A 23,281-nucleotide genomic window follows, 5' to 3' on the forward strand; every position below is an offset into this window, starting at 1 on the left:
CGCACGAGGAGGCAGCATGCACAAGGTCGCCGTGATCGTCGACGACGGCATCAACCCGTTCGAGCTCGGGGTCGCGGCCGAGGTGTTCGGCGACGACCGCTCCGATCGGGGCGTGCCGCGCTTCGACTACCGCATCGTCGCGCCCGTGCCCGGCCGCGTCGCCCTCGACTACCCGGGCGGCGCCGACCTCCTCGTGCAGCACGACCTCGCCTTCGTCGACGAGGCCGACATCGTCGTCGTGCCCGCGTACACCGACTGCGCCGACCGCGAGTGCCACCAGGGGGCCATCGAGGCGATCCGCCGCGCGCACGCCCGCGGCGCGTGGATCCTCACCCTCTGCACCGGCGCGTTCGTCGCCGCGAAGGCCGGCATCCTCGACGGTCGCCGCGCCACCACGCACTGGCGCCACACCGACCGCCTGGCGCGCGACTTCCCGCGCGTCGAGGTGGACGCCGACGCGATCTTCGTCGAGGACGGCCGGGTCGTGACGAGCGCAGGCACCGCTGCCGCGATCGACGCATCCCTGCACCTCGTCTCGGTGCTCTTCGGCGCGCGCGCCGCCGCCGTCATCGCGCGCGGCATGGTGGTGCCGCCGCGACGCGACGGCGGGCAGTCGCAGTACGCCGTCGGTCCCGTCGCCGAGCAGCGCGCCGAGACGCTCGCGCCCGTGCTGCACTGGGCGGCCGAGCGGCTCGACGAGGAGCACACCGTCGCCTCGCTCGCTCGCCGCGCGATGCTCTCGGAGCGCACCTTCGCCCGCCGCTTCCGAGAGGAGCTCGGCACCACGCCGCTCGCGTGGCTCACCGGCCAGCGCGTGCAGCGCGCGCGGCAGCTGCTCGAGGCCACCGACCTGCCGCTCGACGACGTCGCCCGGCAGGCAGGGTTCGGCACGGCTGCGCTGCTGCGGCACCACTTCCAGCGGCAGCTCGGCACCACGCCCTCCGCCTACCGCCGGCGCTTCGCGTGCGAGCTCGAGGACGCGGAGGCCGTCCCCGTCGGCGCCTGATCGCGAGCGGTACGCCTGCGCCCGAGGGGTACGGGTCGACAGGTACCCCTCGGGCGGAGCGGCACCTCTCGCGGGGCGCGAGCGCGCCGCGCGTCAGCCGAGCGTCGGCCAGGCCTCCGGCATCCAGCCCTCGGCCTCGAGCACGAAGCGGCCGACCGGGGCCGGCGGGCGCTTTCGGATGCGCGGGTTGCCCGAGCGCAGCTCGCCGATGGGCTTGGCCGAGAGCGGCAGCTCGCGGCGATCGGCGTGCGACTGGCCGGGGCGCGGCCCGGGCGCCGTGACCGAGCGCCCCGCGGCCCAGGCGGGCGGGCGGGCGCCGAGCACGTCGAAGGTCAGCGAGCGGCCGTCGGCGGCACCGTGCGGCACGACCGGCACCGGATCGCCGCCGTCGGCGGGCACGAGCCAGCGCAGCCAGTCGGTGGGGTCGAAGGGCGGCAGCGCGCCGAGGCCCGCGTCCCGCGCGTGCGCCTCGAGCGCCGCGCGGCTGCCGATCCACCAGCGGCCGTGCGGCTCGTCCGGGTGGCCGTCGTAGAGGTAGACCTGCAGCTCCTGCACGCCCGTCGCCTCGAGCGCCGCCGCGGCATCCCCCTCCCCCACGGGCTCCGCGTCGTAGACGCCCGGGTGCAGCGAGCGGCCGTGCTCGGAGGCCGGGTGCAGCCAGAGCAGGCCGCTGCCCTCGTCGAGGCCGCCCGTGATCACGAACGCGCGGCCCTCCTCGTCGAGCGCCCACAGCCCGAACGGGTCGACATCGCCCTCCGCCTCCGGCGCGGGCTCCGCGGCCTCGAGGTCCTCGCGGACCTCGGCGAGCACGAGGTCGGTCTCCTCCCAACCGTAGTCGGGGTCGATGACGGCGTCGCGGCGGACGGCCGCATCCGGCTCCTCGGGCACGAGCACCGCCGTGACGATCCACCCCGCCTCGACCTCGTCGTCCAGGAGCGCCGCGACCTCCGTGCTCCAGAGGCCCGCGCGCAGCTCGCCCGCGCCCTCGGGCACCCGCAGGTAGGCGCGGGTGGGGCCGATCGGCTCCTGCGAGAGCGCGACCTCGACGATCGCGCCCCGACGGGTCTGGAGGAAGCCCCGGACGGGGAAGGGGAGGTCGCCGACGGTGTCCACGCGGCAACGCTACCCGCGCCGGTCGCGAGGTGCGCGCGACCACGACCGCCCCGCGCGAACGCCCCTGAGCAGGTTGAGCGTTGCGCGGGGTCAGTCGAGGAGCGCGCCGCTGCCGGGCGGGAGGGTGAGCCTGCCGTCGGCGACCGCGACCTCCGGATGCGTCGCGAAGCGCAGCCGCGACTTCGTCACGGGCATCGACTGCGCGGCCTCGCCGAGGTTTAGCACGACCTCCACCGCGTCGTCGCGGCCCGCACGGCGCACGAGGCGCAGCACGCGGGTCTCCTCGTCGGCGCTCACCTCGTTCGCCGTGTAGGCGGGGTCGGTGAGCGCCGGCAGCTCGCGGCGCAGCGCCGCGAGGCGACGGTAGCCGTCGAGGATGCGCGCGTGCTCGCCCTGCTCGGCCTCCGCCCAGTCGAGCTTCGAGCGCTCGAAGGTCTCGGGGTCCTGCGGGTGCGGCACGACCGACTCGTCCCACCCCATCTCCTTGAACTCCTCGAGGCGGCCCTCGCCCGTGAGGCGGCCGAGCTCCTCCTCGGGGTGGGAGGTGAAGAACTGGAACGGCGTCGACGCGCCCCACTCCTCGCCCTGGAAGAGCATGGGCGTGAACGGGCCCGCGTAGAGCAGCAGCGCCGCGCACAGCAGCTGCGACTCGTCGAGCGCCTCGGTGATGCGGTCGCCGCGGGCGCGGTTGCCGATCTGGTCGTGGTTCTGGGCGCTCACGACCAGTCGCCACGAGAGCGCGTGGTCGAGGTCGATGGGGCGGCCGTGCTCCTTGCCGCGGAACGAGGAGTACGTGCCGTCGTGGAAGAACCCGCGCTCGAGCGACTTCGCGAGCGCCGCGAGCGGCGCGAAGTCGGCGTAGTAGCCGTCGGTCTCGCGCGTGAGCGCGACGTGCACGCCGTGGTGGAAGTCGTCCGACCACTGCGCATCGAGGCCGTAGCCCCCGGACTCGCGCGGCGTGATGAGCTTCGCGTCGTTCATGTCGCTCTCGGCGATGAGCTCGAGCGGACGGCCGAGGTGCGCGGCGAGCGCCGCGGTCTCGATCGCCATCTCCTCGAGGATGTGCACCTCGGCCTCGTCGACGAGCGCGTGCACGGCGTCGAGCCGCAGGGCGTCGACGTGCATGTCGTGGAACCACATGCGCACGTTGTCGAGGATGAAGCGGCGCACCTCGGGCTCGGCGAGGTTCACGTGCTCGCCCCACGTGGAGCGGCTCTCGCTCGAGAGGTAGGGGCCGAAGAGCGGCAGATAGTTGCCGGAGGGGCCGAGGTGGTTGTAGACGACGTCCTGGACGACCGCGAGCCCCGCGGCGTGCGCGGCGTCGACGAAGCGCTGGTAGCCGGCCGGGCCGCCGTAGCCCTCGTGCACCGCGTACCAGGCGACGCCGTCGTAGCCCCAGTTGTGCGTGCCGTTGAAGCCGTTGACAGGCAGCAGCTCGACGTGCGTCACGCCGACGGAGCGCAGGTGCTCGAGGTGCGCGATCGCGGCGTCGAAGGTGCCCTCGGGCGTGAAGGTGCCGACGTGGAGCTCGTAGAGCACGCCGCCCGCGATCGGCCGCCCCGTCCACGCGGCGTCCTGCCAGTCGTGCGCGCCCGCGTCGAAGACGCGGCTGCGCTCGTGGACGCCCGCGGGCTGGTGCCGCGATGCGGGGTCGGGCCGGATCGCGTCGTCGTCGTCGATCTGGAAGCCGTAGTCGGCGCCGGCGGCAAAGGCGTGCCACCAGCCGCCGTCCTGCTGCGTCATCTCGACGGTCTCGTCGGCGACGACGCGCATCCGGGAGGCGAGGGGCGCCCAGACGCGGTGCTCGTGCTGGAGGGGCTCGTGCGCGGTCATGCCCCGATCCTGGCAGGAGGACCGGGGCACGACCTGGGGGTCAGGCGGGGAGCGGCGCAGCCGCGGCCGCGACGCGCGGACGGTGCCAGCGGCCGCGCGTGGGGAGCGCGAGGAGCACGCCGCCGACGATCGCCGCCGCCGCCATCGCGATCGTGAGCGGCGCGGGCGACATGGTGACGAGCAGCACGAAGAGGCCCGCGGCGCCCAGGCCGATGCCCGCGACGACCGCGACCCAGCGCGCCCAGCGCTGGCGGAGGCTCGCGAGCACGAGCACGACGATCACGAGCGCGATGGGCAGGCCGCCGAGCAGGAGGTCGGTGAGGACCGTGCTGGCCTGCACGTCGGCCGCCTGGCCGATGGTCGCGAAGTACCAGGTGTTCATGGCGGAGACGAAGTAGAGGGAGGTGAGGAGGGTGCCCCAGAGGAGGACGAGGCCGGCGACGGCCGTCCAGGCGATGCCGCGCCCGGCGCGGTCGGTGGCGGGTGCTGCGCTGGTGGTGCTCATGGCGCGACGATAGGCATCGATCCTGCGCGATCGCCGCGAGCACGACGCAGGCACGCCGAGCGGATCCCCGGCGGTCGCCGGGAGCCGCCCGGCGTCAGTCGGCGATCGGCACGAGCAGCGCGACCGGCAGCACGTCGAGGAGCTCGGCGACGAGGGCATCGCCGCCCTGCACCTCCCGACCCGTGAGCAGCTCGCGCCAGCGCACGGCGTCGGCGCCGCGCGAGGGCAGATGGACCCGCGTCTCGCCCCAGCCGCCGCGGGCGGCGAGGGCGATCGGGAGGCGCGTCGCGAGCGCCACGGCGCCGCCGCGGTCGAAGGCGACGAGGTGCCCCGCGGCGTCGCCGGAGGCCAGCACCGGCTCGTATGCCGAGAACCGCTCCGGCTCGGAGCGGCGCAGGCGCAGCGCCTCTCGCACGACGCGGGCCTTCGCCACCTCGAGGTCCCAGCCCCGCTCGATCGGCGCCGTGGCCGCCTCGCGGAGCTCGTCCATGCGCGCCCAGTCGACCGGTCGCCGGTTGTCGGGGTCGACGAGCGACTGCTCGAGGCCCTCGGAGCCCTGGTAGACGTCGGGGAAGCCGGGGATCGTGAGGTTCAGCAGCTTCGCCGAGAGCACGTTGCTGCGGAAGCCGGCCTCCGTCTCGGCGAGGAAGGCCTCGACGTCGCCCGCCGCGGGCTGCGCGAGCACGCTGCGCACGAGCTCCGCGAGCGCGCCCTCGAAGCGCTCGTCCGGGTCGGTCCAGTGCGTGAGGGCGTCGGCCTCGCGGGCGGCCTTCTCCATGTAGGCGAGCAGGCGCTCCTCGCTCGCCGGCCACGCGCCCACCACGGCCTGCAGCAGCAGGTTCGCGAACGCACGACCGCGGTGCGGGGCGAAGACGAGCAGCTTGTCGAGCAGACCCTCCCACGAGGCCGGCACCTCGGCGATCGTCGTGATGCGCGCGCGCACGTCCTCGCCGCGCTTCGTGTCGTGCGTCGAGAGCGCGTTCATCGCGCGCGGCCACTCGCGCTGCCGCTGCCCCATGGCGGTGTGGAAGTCGTGCACGGTGATGTCGAAGACGTCGGGGTCGCCGCCGACCTCGTTGAGGCTCGTGAGGCGCGAGTATCGGTAGAACGCGGTGTCCTCGACGCCCTTCGCCATCACCATGCCGCTCGTCTGCTGGAACCGCAGCGCCGCCTCCTGGCGGGCGTTGCCGAGCACCGGCAGCAGCGCGTCGACCGTCTGCGCGAGGTCGGGGCGCAGCGCCTTCGCGCGCTCGGCCGCCTCGCCCAGGTGCTCGAGGCCCTCGGGCAGGTAGGAGCGGTAGACCGGGAAGCACGCGAGCAGCTCGGCGATCGCGTCGGCGGTGTCCTCCGGCGCACCCGCGTCGCCCCAGGCGTCGGCGGCGCGCACCTCGCGCTCGAGGCGCAGCACCTCGGCGCGCAGGAGACGATCGGCGATCCTCCGCTTCGTGCGGTGGATGAGCTCGGCCCAGTCGACCGGCTCGCCGCGCAGCCGCGCGTCGAGCGCGTCGAGCGCGTCGCCGGAGGCGCCGTCGGTGAGCACGCGGTCGATGAGGCCCAGGGTGTCGTAGCCGGTCGTGCCCGCGGTCGCCCAGCGCGGCAGCGACTCCCCCGGCTCCAGGATCTTCTCGACGAGCACGAAGGCGCCGCCCGTGAGCCGGTCGAGGTCGTCGAGGTAGCCGGCGGGGTCGCGCAGGCCGTCCGGGTGGTCGACGCGGAGGCCCTGCACGAGGCGCTCGTCGAACCAGCGCCGGATCTCGACGTGCGTGTCGTCGAAGACGTGCGGCAGCTCGACGCGGACCGCGGCGAGGGTCGTGACCGCGAAGAAGCGGCGGTAGTTGAGCCGGTCGTCGGCCTGCGACCAGTGCACGAGGCGGTAGTGCTGGCGCTCGAGCACCTGCTGCGCCGTGCCCTCGCCCGTGCCCGGGGCGACCGGCAGGCGCGTGTCCCAGTAGCGCAGCGCCTCGCCGCCGGGCTCCAGCTCGAGGTGCCCGACCGTGCCGTCGTCGGACCAGTCGTCGTCGCCGACGATCGGCAGGAGCAGCTTGCCCTCGCCCGCCTCCCAGTCGACGTCGAAGGCCTCGGCGCGCGCGCCCTCGCGGCCGTCGCGCAGCAGCTCCCACCACCAGGCGTTGTGCTCGGGCGTCGCGACGCCCATGTGGTTCGGCACGATGTCGACGAGGACGCCCATGCCGAGCCTGCGCGCCTCGGCCGAGACCGCCTCCAGGCCCGCCGCCCCGCCGCGGGACTCGTCGACGCGATCGTGCGCGACGACGTCGTAGCCGTGGTTCGAGCCGGGCTCCGCGGCGAGGATCGGCGAGAGGTAGACCCAGTCGACGCCGAGGTCGTGGAGCGCCTCGAGCCTCGCGGCGGCGTCGTGGAGCGTGAACTCCTCGCTGATCTGCAGGCGGTACGTGCTCTGGGGCGCGTGCACTGGTGCTCCTTCGCGTGGCCGGCGGCTACGGCCGGTCGCCGGGGATGGTGCCGTCGATGCCGGGCTCGACGGGCTGCTCGTCCCCCGCGGTGGGCGCCGAGGCGCCGAGGGGCGCGCCGCCGCGGCCGCGCGGCTCCGGGGTGGAGACCGGGCCGGGCGCCGACGATCCGGTGGTCGCGGCGATCGAGGCCGCGACCGAGTAGTCCTGGTCGACCGGCGGGATGTGCTCGCGCAGCAGCGCGAGCGAGCGGGGCGCGAGCCTGCCCACGTAGCCGGCGCCCACGGGCTCCTCGCTCGAGTCGTGCGCGCCGGTGTCGATGAGGACGTCCCACGCGGCCGCGTACTCCTCCGGAGGGATCGTGAGCTGCTGCTCCTCCTCGGAGGCGTTCACGTAGAGCAGGAAGTGGTTGTCGACGATGCGCTCGCCGCGCGAGCCGCGGCCCGCGATGCCGTCGCCGTTCAGGTACATGCCCACCGACTTCTCGGCGTTGCCGTCCCAGTCGCCGCCCTCCATGGGGCTGCCGTCGAGCCGCAGCCACACGATGTCGTTGAGGCGCTCGCCGTCGCCCGTGCGCACCGTGTTGCCCGTGAAGAAGCGCTTGCGGCGGAACGTCGGGTGGTCGCGGCGCAGCTTCGCGACGGCCGCGGTGAACTCGATGAGCGGGTGGTCGATCGCCGACCAGTCGATCCACGCGATCTCGGAGTCCTGCGCGTAGGTGTTGTTGTTGCCGTGCTGGGTGCGGCCCAGCTCGTCGCCGTGCAGGATCATCGGCACGCCCTGGCTCAGCAGCAGCGTCGCGAGGAAGTTGCGCTGCTGGCGCGAGCGCGTCGCGAGGATCTCGGGGTCGTCGGTCGGCCCCTCCACCCCGTAGTTGTAGGAGCGGTTGTGGCTCTCGCCGTCGTTGCCGTCCTCGCCGTTCGCGTCGTTGTGCTTCTCGTTGTACGAGACGAGGTCGCGCAGCGTGAAGCCGTCGTGCGCGGTGACGAAGTTGATGGAGGCCACGGGACGGCGGCCCGAGTGCTCGTAGAGGTCGGCGGAGCCGGCGAGGCGGCTCGCGAACTCGCCGAGCGCCGTGGGCTCGCCGCGCCAGAAGTCGCGCACCTCGTCGCGGTACTTGCCGTTCCACTCCGTCCACTGCGGCGGGAAGTTGCCCACCTGGTAGCCGCCGGGGCCGATGTCCCACGGCTCGGCGATGAGCTTGACCTGGCTGATCACCGGATCCTGCTGCACGAGCTCGAAGAAGGTCGAGAGCTTGTCGACGTCGTAGAACTCGCGCGCGAGCGTGGCGGCGAGGTCGAAGCGGAAGCCGTCGACGTGCATCTCGGTCACCCAGTAGCGCAGGGAGTCCATGATGAGCTGCAGCGCGTGCGGGTGGCCGACGTTGAGGCTGTTGCCGGTGCCCGTGTAGTCCATGTAGTGCTGGCGGTCGTCGTCGACGAGGCGGTAGTAGGCGGCGTTGTCGATGCCGCGCCACGAGAGCGTCGGGCCCATGTGGTTGCCCTCGGCGGTGTGGTTGTAGACGACGTCGAGGATGACCTCGATGCCCTCGGCGTGCAGCGCCTTCACCATCGCCTTGAACTCCTGCACCTGCTGCCCGCGCTCGCCGGTGGCGGCGTACTCGGCGTGCGGCGCGAAGAAGCTGAGCGTGTTGTAGCCCCAGTAGTTGCGCAGCCCCTTCTCGACGAGCGTCGCGTCGTGCACGAACTGGTGCACGGGCATGAGCTCGATCGCGGTGATGCCGATCTTCTTCAGGTGGGCGATGACCGCGGGATGCGCGATGCCGGCGTACGTGCCGCGCATCGACTCGGGCACCTCGGGGTGCGTCTGCGTGAGGCCCTTGACGTGCGCCTCGTAGATGATCGTCTGGTTGTAGGGCCGGCGCGGGTAGCGGTCCCCCGTCCAGTCGAAGAAGGGGTTGATGACGACGCCCTTCGCCATGAACGGGGCGGAGTCCTCGTCGTTGCGGCTGAGCGGGTCGCCGAAGGTGTAGCTGTGGAGCGGCTGGCCCCACTCGATCGTGCCGCTCGTCGCCTTCGCGTAGGGGTCGAGCAGCAGCTTGCTGGGGTTGTGGCGCTGCCCGTTGGCCGGGTCGTAGGCGCCGTGCACGCGGTAGCCGTAGCGCTGCCCAGGCTGGATCGAGGGCAGGTAGGCGTGCCACACGTAGGCGTCGACCTCGGTGAGCTCGACGCGGGTCTCGACGTCGTCCTCGTCGAAGAGGCAGAGCTCGACGCGCTCGGCGGACTCCGTGAAGATCGCGAAGTTGGTGCCGGTGCCGTCGAACGTGGCCCCCAGCGGGTAGGGCTGGCCCGGCCAGACGGCGAGCTCGGGGCGGTCTGCAGGAGCGGAGTCGGTCACCCGGCTCACTCTACGGACGCGCGTTTCGCGGACATTGCGTTCCGCTGAGTGCTGGCCGTCGTCGGCGCGGGCGGCAGCGGGCGGAGCCTTGCCGGGGCGCGACCGCGCGGATATCTTGACGTCGAGACATCTGGCCGCGTCCCGCCGGACGGCGGCCGCGGAGATCGAGGGGGATCGCATGCAGCTGCACCACGTGCAGGTGGCCGCGCCGAAGGGCGGCGAGGAGGAGGCGCGCCGCTTCTGGCGCGACGGCCTCGGCATGGCGGAGGTCGAGAAGCCCGAGGCCCTCAGGGCCCGCGGCGGCTGCTGGTTCCGGTCGCACGACGGCGACCGCGTGACCGCCGAGGTGCACGTGGGCATCGAGGAGCCCTTCCAGCCGCAGCGGAAGGCGCACCCCGGCTTCGTGCTGCCGGACGCCGCCGCCCTCGACGCGTGCGCGGCGCGGCTGCGCGAGCACGGCGTCGAGGTGGACGAGCGCGAGCGCGCGACCTTCGACGGCTACCTGCGCTTCCACACGGCCGACCCCTTCGGCAACCGCGTCGAGGTGCTCGCGCCGCGCTGATCCCGCCGCCGCCGCCCGGCCGCCGATCAGTCGCCGACGACGCGCTCCTCGCCGCCCGTGATGGCGAGGAGCTCGTCGTAGGTGAGCATGAAGACGGTGTCGGCCGTGCCCGCCGCCGCCGAGAGCAGCGGGTGCTCGCGGAGCGCGACGTCGACGATCGTGCGGATGGGCGCCGGGTGCCCGAGCGGCGAGACGCCGCCGATGACCTGGCCGGTCGCGGCGCGCACCTGCTCGGGCGTCGCGCGCACGATGGGGCCCTCGCCGAGCTCGGCCGCGACGCGCTCGAGGTCGACCCGGTGGGCGCCGCTCGTCATGATGAGGAGCGGCGCATCCGCCATCCAGAAGATCAGCGAGTTGGCGATCGCGCCGACCTCGATGCCGAGCGCCGCGGCGGCCGCCTTCGCGGTGTGCGTGCCCTCGTCGAAGCGGATCACCTCGCGGTCGATGCCGCGCTCGCGGAGCTGCTGCTGGATCACGGCCGCGCGGGCGGGGAGGGTCGTCATGCACCCATCCTGCACGTGCACCGCGCCTCAGGCGATGCGGCTGCCCGGCGCGAGCGTCCGCGCGGGCGTGCGGTTCGCGGCGATGGCGCCGACGACCGCGGCGGCCCCGAGCGCCACGTGGATCGCGAGGCCCACGAACCAGCTGGGCAGCGCGCCGTCGTAGACCGCCCGCGCCTGGTCCGGGTCCTGCACGCCCGTGTAGCTCGCGCACGTCTGCGGCTGCGGCGGCACCTGCGCCTGCCGCACGCCGAGGGCGATCTGGCCGAACAGGTCGTCGGGGTAGCCGTACGCGTCGAAGCGCGGCGGGATGGCGTCCGAGATCATCACGTAGGGGTTGGCGGCGAGCAGCAGCCAGACGCGGTCGAAGCGCTGCACGGCCTGCGGGTAGGTGTCGCCGGTCTCGACGCAGGTGCCGCCGTCGTACGGATCGGTGTCGTCGTACTCCCACGTGATCTCGGGGTGCTGCTGCTCCTCGGTGAGCGCGAGGCCGCCGACCGCGAAGCCGATGAGCGTGCCGACGCTGAGCGCCGCCACCACGAGGTAGCTGACGACCGTCGACATGATGGGCTTGCGGATGAGCCCGGAGAGGCCGACGCCGATCGCGGAGACCACGCCGATCTCGGCCACGAGGATCGGGATCGCGATGAGCACGACCTCGAGCCGCAGGCCGCCGGCGAGCGCCGACCAGAGCATGAAGGGCACGCACACGGCGAGGAAGCCGAGCGAGGCGATCCACGCCGCGAGCACCTTGCCGAGCACGAGCTGCGTCGCCGTCACCTGCGTGACCTGCGTGGAGGCGAGCACGCCGGCCTCGCGGTCGCCGTTGATCGCGTTGCCCGACAGCGCCGGGGTCACGAGCGAGGTCACGAGCATGACGAAGAAGATCGTCGTGGCGAAGATCGCGCCGCCGAGATCCTGGCCGAAGCCCGCGAGGCCCACGTAGAGGGTGACGATGACGCCGCCGACGACGACGGCGACGATGCCCAGCAGCACGTACCAGGCGACCGAGCGCACCCGCTGCGCGAGCTCGAGCCCCACGACCACCCGGAGCATCCGCAGCCACGCGCTCATGCGGCGCCTCCCGTCTTCGCGGCGCCCGAGGCGGAGGAGCCCGCGAGGCCGAGGTAGGTGCGCTCGATCTCGCCGACGGCGGGCGCGAAGTGGATGACCGGCACGCCCGCCCCGACGAGGCGTGCGAGCACCTCGGCGGCGTGCTCGTCGCGGTCGAGCGCGAGGAAGGTGGAGTCGCCGACGGTGCGCACGCGGTCGAACGCGACGCCGATGTGCGCGAGCTGGAACGAGAGCGCCTGCGGATCGAGCGCCCGGATGCGCCACTCGCGGCTCGCCTGCCGCGCGAGCACGAGGCGCTCGGCCGCGACCACCTCGCCGCGATCGACGAAGACGGCGTCGTCGGCCATCTCGTCGAGCTCCGAGAGGTCGTGGCTCGAGACGAGCACCGTGCCGCCCTCGGCCACGAAGCCGCGCAGCAGGCCGCGCAGCTCGAGGCGCGAGGTGGGGTCGAGCCCCGCCGCCGGCTCGTCGAGCAGCAGCACCTGCGGCCGGTGCACGAGCGCGCGCACGAGGCCGAGCCGCTGCTGCTGCCCGCGCGAGAGCACGCGGCTGGGGCGCTTCGCGAGCTCGTCGAGCCGGGCGAGCGCGATGAGCTCCTCGGCGCGGGCGCGGGCCTCTGCCGGCGGCATGCCGTGGAGCCGGCCCACGGTGGTGAGGATCTGGCGCGGCGTGAGCGAGCGCCACGTGCCGAGCACGTCGGGCATCCAGCCCATCGCGCGGCGCACCGCGTGCGGTTCGGCGACGGGATCGGCGCCGGCGATGCGGATCTCGCCCGCGTCGGGCGCGAGGAGGCTCGCGAGCATGAGCAGCAGCGTCGTCTTGCCGGCGCCGTTGGGGCCGATGAGGGCCGTCACGGCACCGGGCTTCGCGTGGAACGTCATGCCGCGCACGGCGTGCACGCTGCCGAACGAGCGCGCGACGCCGCGCACCACGATGCCGCCGGCGTCGAGCGCGGGTGCGTGCGGCTGCTGCGAGAGCGGATCGACGAAGGCGGGCGAGGCGGGGCGCTCGACGGGCTCGGGGCGGCCGTCGGGCGCGGGCGGGCTCGGCTGCGGGCCGGTCATGGTCGGAGCCTAGGACGGGAGCCTGGAGCGCGCCCGACGGCGCGGCGCGAGGATGCGGCCCGGCGGGTCACGATCCGGTCACGGGCGCACCGCGGACCGGTCCGGGGCGGTGGGGCATCCGCTCGCGCCTACGCTGGGCTCGTGCCCCGACTCCCCCGCGTCTCCTCGGGCGGCATGCTCGTGGGCGTGCTGCTCGTGCTGTGCGCGATCTCGTCGGTGCAGCTGGGCGGCTCGATCGCGAAGACGGTGTTCGACCGCATCGACCCGGCCGCCCTGACCCTGCTGCGGCTCGTCTTCGCGGCGGCCGTCATGCTGCTCGTGGCCCGGCCGCGGCTGCGCTCGTGGGACGCCGCGGCGTGGCGCGCGGTGCTCGCGCTCGGCGCGACGCTCGCGGGCATGAACCTGCTCTTCTACCTCTCGCTGCCGCGCATCCCGATCGCGCTCGCCGTGACCCTTGAGCTCCTGGGCCCGCTCGTGCTGGCGCTCGTGCAGTCGCGCCGAGTCGTCGACGTCGCGTGGGTGGCGCTCGCCGCCGTGGGCGTCGGCGTCATCGGCTGGCAGGCGGTGGGCGGCGACCTCGATCCGGTCGGCGTGCTGCTGGCGCTCGGCGCGGGCGCGTTCTGGGCGCTCTACATCCTCTCCTCGGCCGCCGTCGGGCGACGCGTGCCCGGGCTCGGCGGCCTGGCCGGGGCGCTCGTGGTCGCGGCCGTCGCGGTGCTGCCGTTCGGGCTCGCGGGCGCGCTCTCGTCGGTCGCCGCGGACCCGTCCGTCCTCGTGCCGGCGTTCGGCATCGCGATGCTCTCGAGCGCGATCGCGTACGGCCTGGAGCTGCTGGCGCTGCGCCGCGTGCCGACGCGCGTCTTCGGCACGCTCATGGCGATGGAGCCCGCAGCAGCGGCGCTCTTCGGCCTGCTGGTCGTGGGCGAGGCGCTCACGGGCCTCGACCTCCTCGCCCTCGCGCTCGTCATCGTGGCCGCGGCGGGCGTCTCGCTCACCGCCGCGCGGGCGCGGCGCGAGCCGCCGCCCGTCACGGGCCAGCCTGCTGCCGCTGCCGTAGCCGCGGCGCCAGCGCTTGCGCGGTGGGACGATGGACCCATGGAGGGGCGCGGCGACGAGCGGTGGGCCCGGCCGGGGGCCGGAGGGCCTGATGCGGCTGACGGTGCGTCGCCGGACGCGCCTCAGGCGCACTCGGCCGCGGCACCCTGGGTGCGGGGCCCGCGCGAGCGGCGCCCCCAGGAGCCCGTGGCCGGCGTGCCCCTGCCCGAGCTGCCGTTCGTCGCGCCGCCCGAGGCCGCCGAGGGAGGGCCGACGGATCGCTCGATCCTGCCGGTGGCGATCGGTGTCGCGCTGCTGGCGGTGCTCGCGTGCGTGCCGCACTGGGTGGCGCCGACCGTGGCGCTCATGGTGGCGCTCGTCGGCATCCCGATCGCCTGGGGCTTCCGCCGCATCTCGGAGGGGCGGCGGCGCATCCACTACGTCGTGATCGTGGTGGCGCTGCTGCTGTGCGCGGTGCTCGCCGTCGTCGCGCCGATGCTGTGGCTCGAGGCGGGCGTGCTGCGGCCGCTCGAGGTGCCGGGCACGGCGTAGGCCGCTCGGGCGGAGCCCGGGCCTGCACGAGCGGATGACGGGCGCGGAGGTCCGGTGGATCTCCGCGTGATCCGACCAGCGCGGCCGGAGGCCGCTCGACGGTTCGATTGCCGTCGGGAGCGAGCGAAGGCCCGGTCGAAGACCGGGCCTGCACGAGCGGATGACGGGCGCGGAGGTCCGGTGGATCTCCGCGTGATCCGACCTGCGCGGCCGGAGGCCGCTCGACGGTTCGATTGCCGTCGGGAGCAAGCGAAGGCCCGGTCGAAGACCGGGCCTGCACGAGCGGATGACGGGAATCGAACCCGCGCTATCAGCTTGGGAAGCTGAAGTTCTGCCATTGAACTACATCCGCGCAGCCGCCTGCGCGACCGACATCATCCTACGGCACGCGCGCTCGATCGGGCTGAGCGGAGGGGCGGACGCACTATGCACCCGGCGTCGCGCTGGGGCCGATCGAGCGCGGGCGGGGCCTCGTGACGCGTGGTGCCTGCGGCGGCGCGCTCCTCGACCGGCGCGGCTACGCGACGAGGCCCGCGTGCTCCGGATGCCGCGCGAGCCAGCCCTGCACGAAGGTGCACTGCGGCACGATGCGGCGGCCGGCCTCGCGCGCATCCGCCATCGCGAACGCCGCGAGGGCGCTGCCGACGCCGTGGCCGCCGAACGCCTCGCCGACCACGGTGTGCTGCAGCACGCGCCCGCGCGCCTCGTCGACGTAGGAGAGGACGCCGGCGAGGCGGTCGCCGATGTGCGCCTCGTAGCGGCCGCGGTCGGTGTCGTCGCCGACGACGACGTGCTGGTGCTCCGTCACGAGCCCATCCAAGCGCCGATCGGCGCCGGCCGACAAGGGCCGACGCCGATCGGCGCGCAGGACGCGGTCAGCTGGTGTCGCCCGGACGCTCCGGGACATCCTCGGCGGGAGGCGCCGCGGCGTCGCGGCCTGCGGTCGCGGTCGAGGTGGCGCCCGCCGTGGCCTTCGACTCGTGCATCGTGTCGTGCAGCTTGACCGGCTCCGCGGCCTTCCTCCCCTTCCGCTTGGCCTTGTTGCGCGCGTAGGCGAGGTTCAGCACCTCGACGAGCACCGCGAACGCCATCGGGCCGTAGATGAGGGCCTTCTCGATGTGGATGCCGAAGCCCTCGGCCACGAGGAAGACGCCGATGAGCAGCAGGAACGAGAGCGCCAGCATCTTCACCGTCGGGTGGCGGTTCACGAACTCGAAGATGTACTTCGCGGCGAACAGCAGGATGCCGAACGAGATGACGACGGCGGCGATGATCACGACCATGTTGCTCGTCATGCCGACGGCCGTGATGACGGAGTCGAGCGAGAACACGAGGTCCATCACGAGGATCTGCGCGAGCACCGCGCCGAAGGTGGCCTTCACGGCCGAGGCACCGTGCTCCTCCTCGCCCTCGAGCTTCAGGTGGATCTCGTGCACCGCCTTGTAGAGCAGGAAGCCGCCGCCCGCGATGAGCACGAGCTCGCGGCCCGAGAAGCCCATCCCGAACACCTCGAAGAGGTCCTCGTCGAGCGTGATGATCCAGCCCGCGAGCAGCACGAGCAGCACGCGCATGCCCATCGCGAGGGTGAGGCCGAGGGTGCGCGCCCGCGCCTGCTGCTCCTTGGGGAGCTTCGAGGCGAGGATCGAGATGAAGATGACGTTGTCGACGCCGAGGACGATCTCGAGCACGAACAGCGTGAGGAAGATCGCCAGCAGGTCGGGCGTGAATTCGAAGGAGAAGTCCATTTGAGCGCTGATCGTAGGCAGGTCAGGCGTCGGGATGCTGGGAATCGCGGTGCGCGCCGGGAGCGGCGAGCCCGCGCCGCAGCCAGGGGCGGAAGAGCCGGGTGACGAACGGCAGCACCACCACGACCATCACGGGCGTGAGCAGCAGGGTCGAGATGAGCAGCCGCAGCCACAGCTGCAGGCCCTCGAAGCCGGGGATCAGGCCCAGCAGGAACGTGGCGAGCAGGTTCATGGGGAAGAAGGCCGTCCACACGGTGACGGCCTGCTTCCAGCGCGGCGGCGCCGGCTCCTCGACGCGGATCTGCACGTGCTCGCCGGGCAGGGTGATCCCCTCGACGGCGTCGAACCAGCCCTCGATGCCGGTGCGCCGCTCCACGCGCGCCTCGTGCGCGAAGGCGGCGCCGGCGTCGAGCCAGCGGCGGCGCTCCTCGCTGCCCTCCCACTCGGCGAGCAGCGCCGCGTCGTCGAAGCGGTAGAGCATGTGCCAGGTGTCGCTGCCGGCGGCCTCCTCGACCCATCCGGCGCCGAGGAAGCCGGGGCGCGTGGAGGCGAGGTCGATGCCCTGCTGGAGCCAGGTGCGCGCGTAGTCGTGGAGCGCCGGGTCGATGCGGCGCTCGATGGCGACGGTGATGGGCTGCGACATGCATCCAGGATGCCGCGCCCGCGAGGCCTCCGTGTGACGGCCGCGTTGCGACCGCGTCACCGCCTCCTCGACGTCTGGGCGCGCACCTCGGCCCCGGATCCGGGGTCGGGATGCGCGCCCAGGCGTCGAGATCAGGGCACGCGGTGCAGCCACTCCTCGGTCGAGAACTTCGTGCGGATGAGCTCGTCGGCCGCGGCGAGCTCGGCCTCGGTGAGCGCGCCGTCCGTGCCGCCGTACAGCCGCCGGAACGTGGCCTTCAGCGCCTCCTGGATCGCGGCCTTCGCCATGCCGGTCTGCGAGCGCAGGGGGTCGACGCGCTTCTTCGCGCTCGTCGTGCCCTTGTCGCTCAGCTTCTCCTTGCCGATGCGCAGCACCTCGGTCATCTTGTCGGCGTCGATGTCGTACGACATGGTCGCGTGGTGCAGCACGGCGCCGCCCGCGAGGCGCTTCTGCGCGGCCCCGCCGATCTTGCCCTTCGCGGAGGTGATGTCGTTGAGCGGCGCGTAGTAGGCGTCGATCCCGAGGTCCTTGAGCGCCTCGATGACCCACGCGTCGAGGAACGCGTAGGAGTCCTGGAAGCTCATGCCCTGCACGAGGTCGCCGGGCACGTAGAGCGAGTAGGTGATCGCGTTGTCGGGCTCCGAGAACATCGCGCCGCCGCCCGTGATGCGGCGCAGCACCGGGATGCCGTGCCTGGCCGCCGCCTCGGGCTCGACCTCGTTGCGGTAGCTCTGGAACGAGCCGATGTAGACGGCGGGGCCCGAGAGGTTCCAGAAGCGCAGCGTCGGGCCGCGGCGACCGGCGCCGACCTCCTGCGTGAGCACCTCGTCGAGCGCCGTGTGCAGGATCGGGAGGCGCGGCTCGTCATCGACGATCGTCCACTCGTAGTCGGCGAACGAGCGCGCGTGCTGCAGCGAGCGGCGGATCGCGACGCCCACCGCCTCGGGCGTGAAGCCGAGCAGCACGGCTCCCTCGGGGAGGGCCGCGCGGATCGCAGCGGCGATCTCTGCGGCGGTCGACGAGGTGGGGAGGCCCTCGACCGCGGCGTCGATCGCGCCGAGCGCCTCGTCGGGCTCCAGGAAGAAGTCGCCCGCGAGGCGGAAGCCGACGATGCGGCCGTCCTGCTCCTCGAGGTCGACGACCACGAGCTTGCCGCCGGGGACCTTGTACTCGCCGTGCATGGGATCAGCCTACGGCTGCGCGCTCCTCGACCGGCGGGGATCAGGCGGGCGCGAGCCTCGCGTCGAACCAGGCGACGAGGTCGTCGAGCACCTTGCCGCGGTTGATCTCGTTGACGATCTCGTGGCGCCCGCCCGGGTAGACGGTCACGGTCACGTCGCTGAGCCCGCCGCGCCGCCGGTAGGCCTCGGCGAGCCGTCGCATCGAGCGCGGGCCGCCGAGCGTGTCGTCGGAGCCGCCCGCGATGAGCAGCGGGATCTCGTGCGACATCCGGTTCGGCACGCCCAGGAGCCGCGCCGCCTCGACGGGGCCGAACAGCTGCAGCACCTTCGCGGGGAACGTGAGCGGGTCGGCCACGAACGCCTCGACGACGGCGGGGTCGCGCGAGAGCCACTCGTAGCCGGTGTCGCCGAGGTGGGCGTGGCGGGCGTTGAGATCGCCCGAGTTCATGGCTCCCGGCAGGCGCAGCGCCGTGCCCGAGAGCACGACGGCGTCGACGAGGTCGGAGTGGCGCTGCAGCAGGATCTGCGCCGAGAGCGAGCCCCAGGAGTGCGCGAGCAGGCCGATGGGCAGGCCCGGGTGCGCACCGCGCATGCGCTTGAGCGTCATCGCGAGGTCGCCGACGACGGCGCGCATGCCGCCCGGCCCGAGCCGGCCCAGCTTCGACAGGTCGCCGCCGTGCTGCTCGATGCCCGTGGCGCCATGCCCGCGCTGGTCGATCGCCCACACGGCGTAGCCCGCCTGCACGAGCCGCTGGGCCACGTGCTCCCAGCGCAGCGCGTGCTCGCCCACGCCGTGCGCGATGAGGATCGCCGCCTTCGGGCGACCCGGCTGCCAGCGGTACTGGTGGATGGTCACGCCCTGCAGGTCGACGAAGGTCGACTCGTCGCGGATGGCGGTGATCTGCACGTCGGGATCCTACTCGCGGCGTCCATGCGGCGCCCCTCGGGCGCCGAGGGGCGCCGGTGGAGGCGGGAGCGGGGCGGGCGCGCCGCCGGGGATACGATCCGGGGAGCGGCCGACGCCGGCCGCGCCTCCCCAGCCCCCTCCCCGAGGAGCAGCATGCCCTGGCGCCGCCGCGACGCATCCGACCTCTCCGCCACCGACCTCGTCCTGCCCGAGGAGCGCCTCGGCTGGGGCCGCACGATCGGGCTCGGCATGCAGCACGTCGTCGCCATGTTCGGCGCCACGTTCCTCGTGCCGATCATCACGGGCTTCCCGCCCTCGACGACGCTGCTGTTCTCAGGGCTCGGCACGATCCTGTTCCTGCTCGTCACCGGCAACCGGCTGCCCAGCTACCTCGGCTCGTCGTTCGCGTTCCTGGCGCCCGTCGGCGCCGCCACCGCGATGGGCGGCCAGGGCTTCGCGCTCGCGGGCATCGTGCTCGTGGGCGCGCTGCTCGCGATCGTCGGCCTCGTCGTGCACCTCGCCGGCACCCGCTGGATCACGGCGCTCATGCCGCCCGTGGTCTCCGGCACGATCGTCGCGCTCATCGGCTTCAACCTCGCGCCGGCCGCGAAGACGAACTTCGAGGCCGACCCGCTGCTCTCGGTCATCACGCTCGGCGCGATCGTCCTCACCGCCGTGCTCTTCCGCGGCCTCCTCGGCCGCCTCGCGATCCTCGTGGGCGTCGTCGTCGGCTACGTCGTCGCCGCCTTCCAGCAGAAGATCGACTGGGATGCGATCTGGTCGCAGCCGCTCGTGGGCCTGCCCGACTTCCAGACGCCCTCGTTCGACCCGGCGCTGCTGCCCTCGCTGCTGCTGTTCGTGCCGGTCGTGCTGCCGCTCATCGCCGAGAACCTCGGCCACGTGAAGGGCGTCGGCCAGCTCATCGACCGCGACCTCGACCCGCTCGCCGGCCGCGCGCTCATGGCCGACGGCGGCGCCACCGTGCTCGCCGGCCTCTTCGGCGGCTCCGCGACCACCACGTACGGCGAGAACATCGGCGTCATGAGCGCCACGCGCGTCTTCTCGACCGCCGCCTACTGGGTGGCCGCGATCACCGCGATCCTGCTGGGCCTCAGCCCCGTCGTCGGCGCGCTCATCTTCGCGGTGCCCGCGGGCGTGCTCGGCGGCGTCACGACCGCGCTCTACGGCCTCATCGGCATCATCGGCGTGCGCATCTGGATCGAGAACCGCGTCGACTTCTCGGTGCCGAAGCACCAGTTCGCGGCGGGCGTCGGCCTCATCGTCGCGATCGCGAACTACACGCTGACGGCGGGCGAGCTCGTCTTCGAGGGCATCGTGCTCGGCACCGTCGCGACGCTCGTGATCTACCACCTCATGGGCGCGCTCGAGCGGCTGCGCGGCGGCCGCGACGGCGCGGTGCGCGAGGACCACGCGCCGCCCGCGGCGGTCTAGGCAGGGTTCATCGGTCGAGGAGGCCGCGTCCGCCAGGGCGCTGCCGTCACGAGACCCCCTCGCCGACCGGGTCTCGTGACGCGAGCGGCTGCGCCGCGCGCTCCTCGACCAGCGAGGTGACGACGACGGAGGCCGACCCGGGATCCCGGGTCGGCCTCCGTCGTGCAGGGCGGGGCGCGGCTACCGCGCGCCCGCCGGCTCGCCGTCGCGGATGCGCTCGGCCTCGCGCACGACGTCGAGGTCGGCGAGCGGCATCGACGAGGTGTCGAGGAGCGGGTCGTCGTCCTGGCCCTCGACGAGCGCCACGGCCTCCTCGCGCGTCTCGACCGTCGGCACCGAGCCGACGAGCGGGCGCTTGGCCGACTCCGGCATCGTCAGCAGCGCGACGCCGCCCATCAGTGCGAAGAACATGATGTAGAACGCCGGCATGAAGGCGTTGCCCGTGAGGTCGATGAGCGCCTGGCTGAACAGCGGCGTCGTGCCGCCGAAGAGCGACACCGAGATGTTGAACGCGATGCCCATCGCGCCGAAGCGCGTCGCCGTCGGGAAGAGCGCGGGCAGCGCCGAGGCGGAGATGGCGATGTAGAGCGCCGACGGGATCGCCACGAGGACGAGCGCGAGCATGACCGCCCACAGCTCGCCGATCTGCATGATCGCGAACGCCGGCACCATCACCGCGAGGGTCAGCACCACGGCCGCGGCGTAGACGGGCTTGCGGCCCACCCGGTCGGAGAGACGGCCCACGAGCGGCAGCGCCGCAGACATCACGAGCAGCACCGGCACGGTCGCGATCGCGGCGGTGAGGCCCGAGAGGCCGACCGTGGTCTCGAGGTAGGCGGGCATGTAGCTCGTGAGGGCGTAGCCGATCGTGTTCGTCGCGGCGACGAGCGCGACCGTGATGAGCATCGCGCGCCAGTGGTGGCGGACCATGCCGGCGATGCCGTGGCGGCCGAGCGGGTCGTCGGCGTCGCGCTCCTCGGCCGCCGACAGCTGGTGGGTCTGCTCGTACGCGGGCGTCTCCGGGATCCGCAGGCGGAACCAGATCGCGACCGCGCCGAGCGGGATGGCGACGAGGAACGGGATGCGCCAGCCGAACTCGACCATCGCGCCCGGGCCGGCCACGGACTCCGTGACGATCGTCGTGAGGGCGACCACCGAGGCGCCGGCCGCGAAGCCGACGTACGAGCCGACGTCGAGCCACGAGGCCCAGAAGCCGCGCGAGCGGTCGGGGCTGAACTCGGTGACGTAGGTGGAGGCGCCGGCGTACTCGCCGCCGGTCGAGAAGCCCTGCACCATCTTCAGCAGGTAGAGCGGCAGGATCGCCCACGCGCCGATCTGCGCCGCCGTGGGCAGCAGGCCGATCGCCGCGGTCGCGAGCGCCATCATCGCCATCGTGATGAAGAGCACCTTCTGCCGGCCGATGCGGTCGCCGAGCGGGCCGAGCACGATGCCGCCGATGGGGCGCACGAGGAACGAGATCGCGAAGCCGAGGAGCACGACGAGCAGCCCGAGGCCGTCGTCCATGCCGGCGGTGAAGACCGCGGTCATCGTGACGGCGAGGTAGCCGTAGATGCCGAAGTCGAACCACTCCATGAAGTTGCCGACGACCGTGCCGGAGATGGCCCTGCGGACCTTCGAGCGCTGGACGACGATGACGTCGTCGACCTCGAGGCGGCGGACGGCGCCGGTGTCGGTGGTGGTCGCCGAGGCGCCGGGGCGCGCTGCGGCGGGGGGTGTGCTGCTGGGCATGGATGTCTCTCCGGTTGCGTATGGGGCCACGGCCGCCGCGGCGCGCAGAGGCGCTGCCGGGCGGCGACCGACGACTGTAGCGAGGTGGCGGAGGCACCGCTCTGAGGTGGGTTCGCTATCGCGTGCGCACGCGCTCGCGTGCGTGCGCACGCGCTCGCGCGGGTCGTGAGGCGTCGGCGCAGCCACGCGCCCGGAAGGTCACGGATCTGTCACGATGCATCCATGGCGACGATCGCGCTCCGATCCGGGCCGCGATGAGCGGCCTCCCGACGCCGCGGCGCGTGCAGGGCACCTACCTCGTGCTGGTGCTCGGCAACACGCTCGCGGCGTCGTTCATCTGGGGCATCAACACGCTCTTCCTGCTCGACGCGGGGCTCACGAACTTCGAGGCCTTCGCGGCGAACGCGTTCTACACGGTGGGCGTGCTCGTGTTCGAGATCCCCACGGGCGTCGTCGCCGACACCCTGGGCCGCCGGGCCTCGTACCTCCTCGGCTCCGCCGTGCTCGCCGCGACGACCGCCCTCTACTGGCTGCTGTGGCTGTGGGAGGCGCCGTTCGCGGCGTGGGCGGTGGTGTCGATGCTCCTCGGCCTCGGCTTCACGTTCTTCTCGGGCGCGATCGACGCGTGGCTCGTCGACGCGCTCGAGGCGACCGGCTTCACCGGCAGCCTCGAGCAGGTCTTCGGCCGAGCCCAGATCGTCACGGGGGCGGCGATGCTCTCGGGATCGGTGGCGGGCGGCGTGCTCGCGCAGCTCGTCGACCTCGGCGCGCCGATGCTCGCGCGCGCGGGCATCCTCGTGGCGATGGTGGTCGTGGCCGCGCTCGTCATGCGCGACCTCGGCTTCGCACCCGACCGCTCCGAGGGGCCGCTGCGCGCGACGCGCACCGTGCTGCGCGAGTCGTGGCGGCACGGCATGCGCAACGCGCCCGTGCGCTGGCTGCTGCTCGCGAGCCCCTTCACCGCGGGCGTCGGCTTCTACGCCTTCTACGCGCTGCAGCCGCACCTGCTGCAGCTGTGGGGCGACGAGGGCGCGTACTCGATCGCGGGGCTCGCGGCCGCGCTGCTCTCGGGCGCGTCGATGCTCGGCGGGGCGCTCGCGCCGCTCGTGCGACGCCGCTTCCCGCGCCGCACCTCCACGATCCTGCTCGCGGCGGTCACGAGCGCGCTCGTGCTCGTGCTGCTGGGCCTCGTGCAGTCGTTCTGGCTCGCGGTGGCGCTCGTGGCGCTGTGGGGCGTGATGGCCGCGATCGACGACCCGGTGCGGCGCGCCTACCTCAACGACCTCATCCCCTCCCGGCAGCGCGCGACGGTGCTCTCGTTCGACTCGCTGCTGGGCGGCGCGGGCTCGACCGCCTTCCAGCCCGCGCTCGGCCGCACCGCCGACCTCGGCGGCTACGGCGCCTCGCTCGTCGTGAGCGGCGCGCTGTCGGCGCTCGCGATCCCCTTCGTGCTGCTGAGCCGCGCGCAGCGCTCGCCGGCCGACACCGCGCGCGAGCTGCGGCCTCGCGAGGGCCGCGCGGACGACGGCGGGGCGCCCGACCTGGACGCCCCGCCGACCTCGCGGCCCTAGCC

General features: G+C 73.6%; 19 protein-coding genes and 1 tRNA gene. 5 read left to right on the forward strand and 15 right to left on the reverse strand.

The genetic code is table 11. The features are described 5' to 3' along the window. The first annotated feature begins 16 nt into the window (after positions 1-16). Positions 17-1,006, forward strand: coding sequence for a GlxA family transcriptional regulator (locus tag OVA14_RS03170; RefSeq protein WP_267504846.1), 990 nt, complete (start codon positions 17-19; stop codon positions 1,004-1,006). Between the two features lie 93 nt (positions 1,007-1,099). Here the strand turns inward: OVA14_RS03170 and OVA14_RS03175 are convergent, their stop codons facing one another. From OVA14_RS03175 to glgX, 5 genes are all read right to left on the reverse strand, one after another. After that, complete coding sequence (locus OVA14_RS03175) at positions 1,100-2,119, reverse strand: hypothetical protein (protein ID WP_267504847.1); 1,020 nt, start codon at positions 2,117-2,119, stop codon at positions 1,100-1,102. Between the two features lie 90 nt (positions 2,120-2,209). Beyond that, the gene (gene treZ, locus OVA14_RS03180) at positions 2,210-3,952 is read right to left on the reverse strand and encodes a malto-oligosyltrehalose trehalohydrolase (RefSeq protein ID WP_267504848.1); all 1,743 of its coding nucleotides are present in this window, start codon (positions 3,950-3,952) and stop codon (positions 2,210-2,212) included. A 40-nt stretch (positions 3,953-3,992) separates the two neighbouring features. Next, complete coding sequence (locus OVA14_RS03185; protein ID WP_267504849.1) at positions 3,993-4,457, reverse strand: hypothetical protein; 465 nt, start codon at positions 4,455-4,457, stop codon at positions 3,993-3,995. Between the two features lie 94 nt (positions 4,458-4,551). After that, positions 4,552-6,888 (reverse strand): malto-oligosyltrehalose synthase, encoded by a 2,337-nt coding sequence (gene treY / locus OVA14_RS03190; RefSeq protein ID WP_267504850.1) that lies wholly within the window; start codon positions 6,886-6,888, stop codon positions 4,552-4,554. A gap of 25 nt (positions 6,889-6,913) precedes the next feature. Continuing rightward, positions 6,914-9,244 (reverse strand): glycogen debranching protein GlgX, encoded by a 2,331-nt coding sequence (gene glgX, locus OVA14_RS03195; RefSeq protein ID WP_267504851.1) that lies wholly within the window; start codon positions 9,242-9,244, stop codon positions 6,914-6,916. 178 nt (positions 9,245-9,422) lie between these two features. Between glgX and OVA14_RS03200 the strand changes: the two genes are divergently transcribed. Then, entirely contained in the window at positions 9,423-9,806 is a 384-nt protein-coding gene (locus tag OVA14_RS03200; protein ID WP_267504852.1) for a VOC family protein, read from the forward strand. Between the two features lie 26 nt (positions 9,807-9,832). On the opposite strand, the gene OVA14_RS03205 is transcribed toward OVA14_RS03200, so the two are convergent. Genes OVA14_RS03205 through OVA14_RS03215 form a run of 3 tightly spaced genes read right to left on the reverse strand, consistent with a single transcriptional unit; the run spans position 9,833 to position 12,444 of the window. After that, positions 9,833-10,309, reverse strand: coding sequence for a YbaK/EbsC family protein (locus tag OVA14_RS03205; RefSeq protein ID WP_267504853.1), 477 nt, complete (start codon positions 10,307-10,309; stop codon positions 9,833-9,835). A gap of 27 nt (positions 10,310-10,336) precedes the next feature. After that, on the reverse strand, positions 10,337-11,380 hold the full coding sequence (locus tag OVA14_RS03210; RefSeq protein ID WP_267504854.1) for an ABC transporter permease: 1,044 nt from the start codon (positions 11,378-11,380) through the stop codon (positions 10,337-10,339). Continuing rightward, positions 11,377-12,444, reverse strand: coding sequence for an ABC transporter ATP-binding protein (locus OVA14_RS03215; protein ID WP_267504855.1), 1,068 nt, complete (start codon positions 12,442-12,444; stop codon positions 11,377-11,379). The genes OVA14_RS03210 and OVA14_RS03215 overlap by 4 nt, the downstream gene beginning before the upstream one ends. Before the next feature lie 141 nt (positions 12,445-12,585). Between OVA14_RS03215 and OVA14_RS03220 the strand changes: the two genes are divergently transcribed. Further along, the gene (locus OVA14_RS03220) at positions 12,586-14,031 is read left to right on the forward strand and encodes an EamA family transporter (protein WP_267504856.1); all 1,446 of its coding nucleotides are present in this window, start codon (positions 12,586-12,588) and stop codon (positions 14,029-14,031) included. Between the two features lie 281 nt (positions 14,032-14,312). Here the strand turns inward: OVA14_RS03220 and OVA14_RS03225 are convergent. From OVA14_RS03225 to OVA14_RS03250, 6 genes are all read right to left on the reverse strand, one after another. Continuing rightward, a tRNA-Gly gene (locus OVA14_RS03225) sits at positions 14,313-14,383 on the reverse strand. Positions 14,384-14,548: 165 nt separating this feature from the next. Beyond that, the gene (locus OVA14_RS03230) at positions 14,549-14,839 is read right to left on the reverse strand and encodes a GNAT family N-acetyltransferase (protein WP_267504857.1); all 291 of its coding nucleotides are present in this window, start codon (positions 14,837-14,839) and stop codon (positions 14,549-14,551) included. Positions 14,840-14,906: 67 nt separating this feature from the next. Continuing rightward, on the reverse strand, positions 14,907-15,776 hold the full coding sequence (locus OVA14_RS03235; RefSeq protein ID WP_267504858.1) for a TerC family protein: 870 nt from the start codon (positions 15,774-15,776) through the stop codon (positions 14,907-14,909). Between the two features lie 22 nt (positions 15,777-15,798). After that, positions 15,799-16,419, reverse strand: coding sequence for an antibiotic biosynthesis monooxygenase (locus OVA14_RS03240; protein ID WP_267504859.1), 621 nt, complete (start codon positions 16,417-16,419; stop codon positions 15,799-15,801). A 131-nt stretch (positions 16,420-16,550) separates the two neighbouring features. Beyond that, a complete protein-coding gene (locus tag OVA14_RS03245; RefSeq protein WP_267504860.1) occupies positions 16,551-17,600 on the reverse strand; it encodes a lipoate--protein ligase family protein in 1,050 nt (349 codons plus the stop codon). Positions 17,601-17,640: 40 nt separating this feature from the next. Continuing rightward, positions 17,641-18,507 carry an alpha/beta hydrolase gene (locus tag OVA14_RS03250; protein ID WP_267504861.1) on the reverse strand — a complete coding sequence of 289 codons (867 nt, stop codon included), beginning with the start codon at positions 18,505-18,507 and terminating at the stop codon, positions 17,641-17,643. Between the two features lie 153 nt (positions 18,508-18,660). On the opposite strand from OVA14_RS03250, the gene OVA14_RS03255 reads away from it, so the two are divergent. Beyond that, positions 18,661-19,959: a uracil-xanthine permease family protein gene (locus OVA14_RS03255; RefSeq protein ID WP_267504862.1), complete on the forward strand. Its 1,299-nt coding sequence runs from the start codon at positions 18,661-18,663 to the stop codon at positions 19,957-19,959. 180 nt (positions 19,960-20,139) lie between these two features. On the opposite strand, the gene OVA14_RS03260 is transcribed toward OVA14_RS03255, so the two are convergent. After that, positions 20,140-21,708: an MFS transporter gene (locus tag OVA14_RS03260; protein ID WP_267504863.1), complete on the reverse strand. Its 1,569-nt coding sequence runs from the start codon at positions 21,706-21,708 to the stop codon at positions 20,140-20,142. 254 nt (positions 21,709-21,962) lie between these two features. On the opposite strand from OVA14_RS03260, the gene OVA14_RS03265 reads away from it, so the two are divergent. Then, positions 21,963-23,279, forward strand: a complete 1,317-nt coding sequence (locus OVA14_RS03265; RefSeq protein ID WP_267504864.1) for an MFS transporter — start codon at positions 21,963-21,965, stop codon at positions 23,277-23,279. The last annotated feature ends 2 nt before the right edge of the window (positions 23,280-23,281 follow it).

It is taken from the genome of Agrococcus sp. SL85, from assembly GCF_026625845.1.
GTDB lineage: Bacteria > Actinomycetota > Actinomycetes > Actinomycetales > Microbacteriaceae > Agrococcus.

Coding starts and splice junctions, on each gene's coding strand:
- OVA14_RS03200 (WP_267504852.1), top strand. CDS start 9,423: ATGCAGCTGCACCACGTGCAGGTGGCCGCGCCGAAGGGCGGCGAGGAG.
- OVA14_RS03255 (WP_267504862.1), top strand. CDS start 18,661: ATGCCCTGGCGCCGCCGCGACGCATCCGACCTCTCCGCCACCGACCTC.
- OVA14_RS03260 (WP_267504863.1), bottom strand. CDS start 21,708: ATGCCCAGCAGCACACCCCCCGCCGCAGCGCGCCCCGGCGCCTCGGCG.
- OVA14_RS03185 (WP_267504849.1), bottom strand. CDS start 4,457: ATGAGCACCACCAGCGCAGCACCCGCCACCGACCGCGCCGGGCGCGGC.
- OVA14_RS03235 (WP_267504858.1), bottom strand. CDS start 15,776: ATGGACTTCTCCTTCGAATTCACGCCCGACCTGCTGGCGATCTTCCTC.
- OVA14_RS03265 (WP_267504864.1), top strand. CDS start 21,963: ATGAGCGGCCTCCCGACGCCGCGGCGCGTGCAGGGCACCTACCTCGTG.
- OVA14_RS03245 (WP_267504860.1), bottom strand. CDS start 17,600: ATGCACGGCGAGTACAAGGTCCCCGGCGGCAAGCTCGTGGTCGTCGAC.
- OVA14_RS03170 (WP_267504846.1), top strand. CDS start 17: ATGCACAAGGTCGCCGTGATCGTCGACGACGGCATCAACCCGTTCGAG.
- OVA14_RS03240 (WP_267504859.1), bottom strand. CDS start 16,419: ATGTCGCAGCCCATCACCGTCGCCATCGAGCGCCGCATCGACCCGGCG.
- OVA14_RS03210 (WP_267504854.1), bottom strand. CDS start 11,380: ATGAGCGCGTGGCTGCGGATGCTCCGGGTGGTCGTGGGGCTCGAGCTC.
- treZ (WP_267504848.1), bottom strand. CDS start 3,952: ATGACCGCGCACGAGCCCCTCCAGCACGAGCACCGCGTCTGGGCGCCC.
- OVA14_RS03205 (WP_267504853.1), bottom strand. CDS start 10,309: ATGACGACCCTCCCCGCCCGCGCGGCCGTGATCCAGCAGCAGCTCCGC.
- OVA14_RS03215 (WP_267504855.1), bottom strand. CDS start 12,444: ATGACCGGCCCGCAGCCGAGCCCGCCCGCGCCCGACGGCCGCCCCGAG.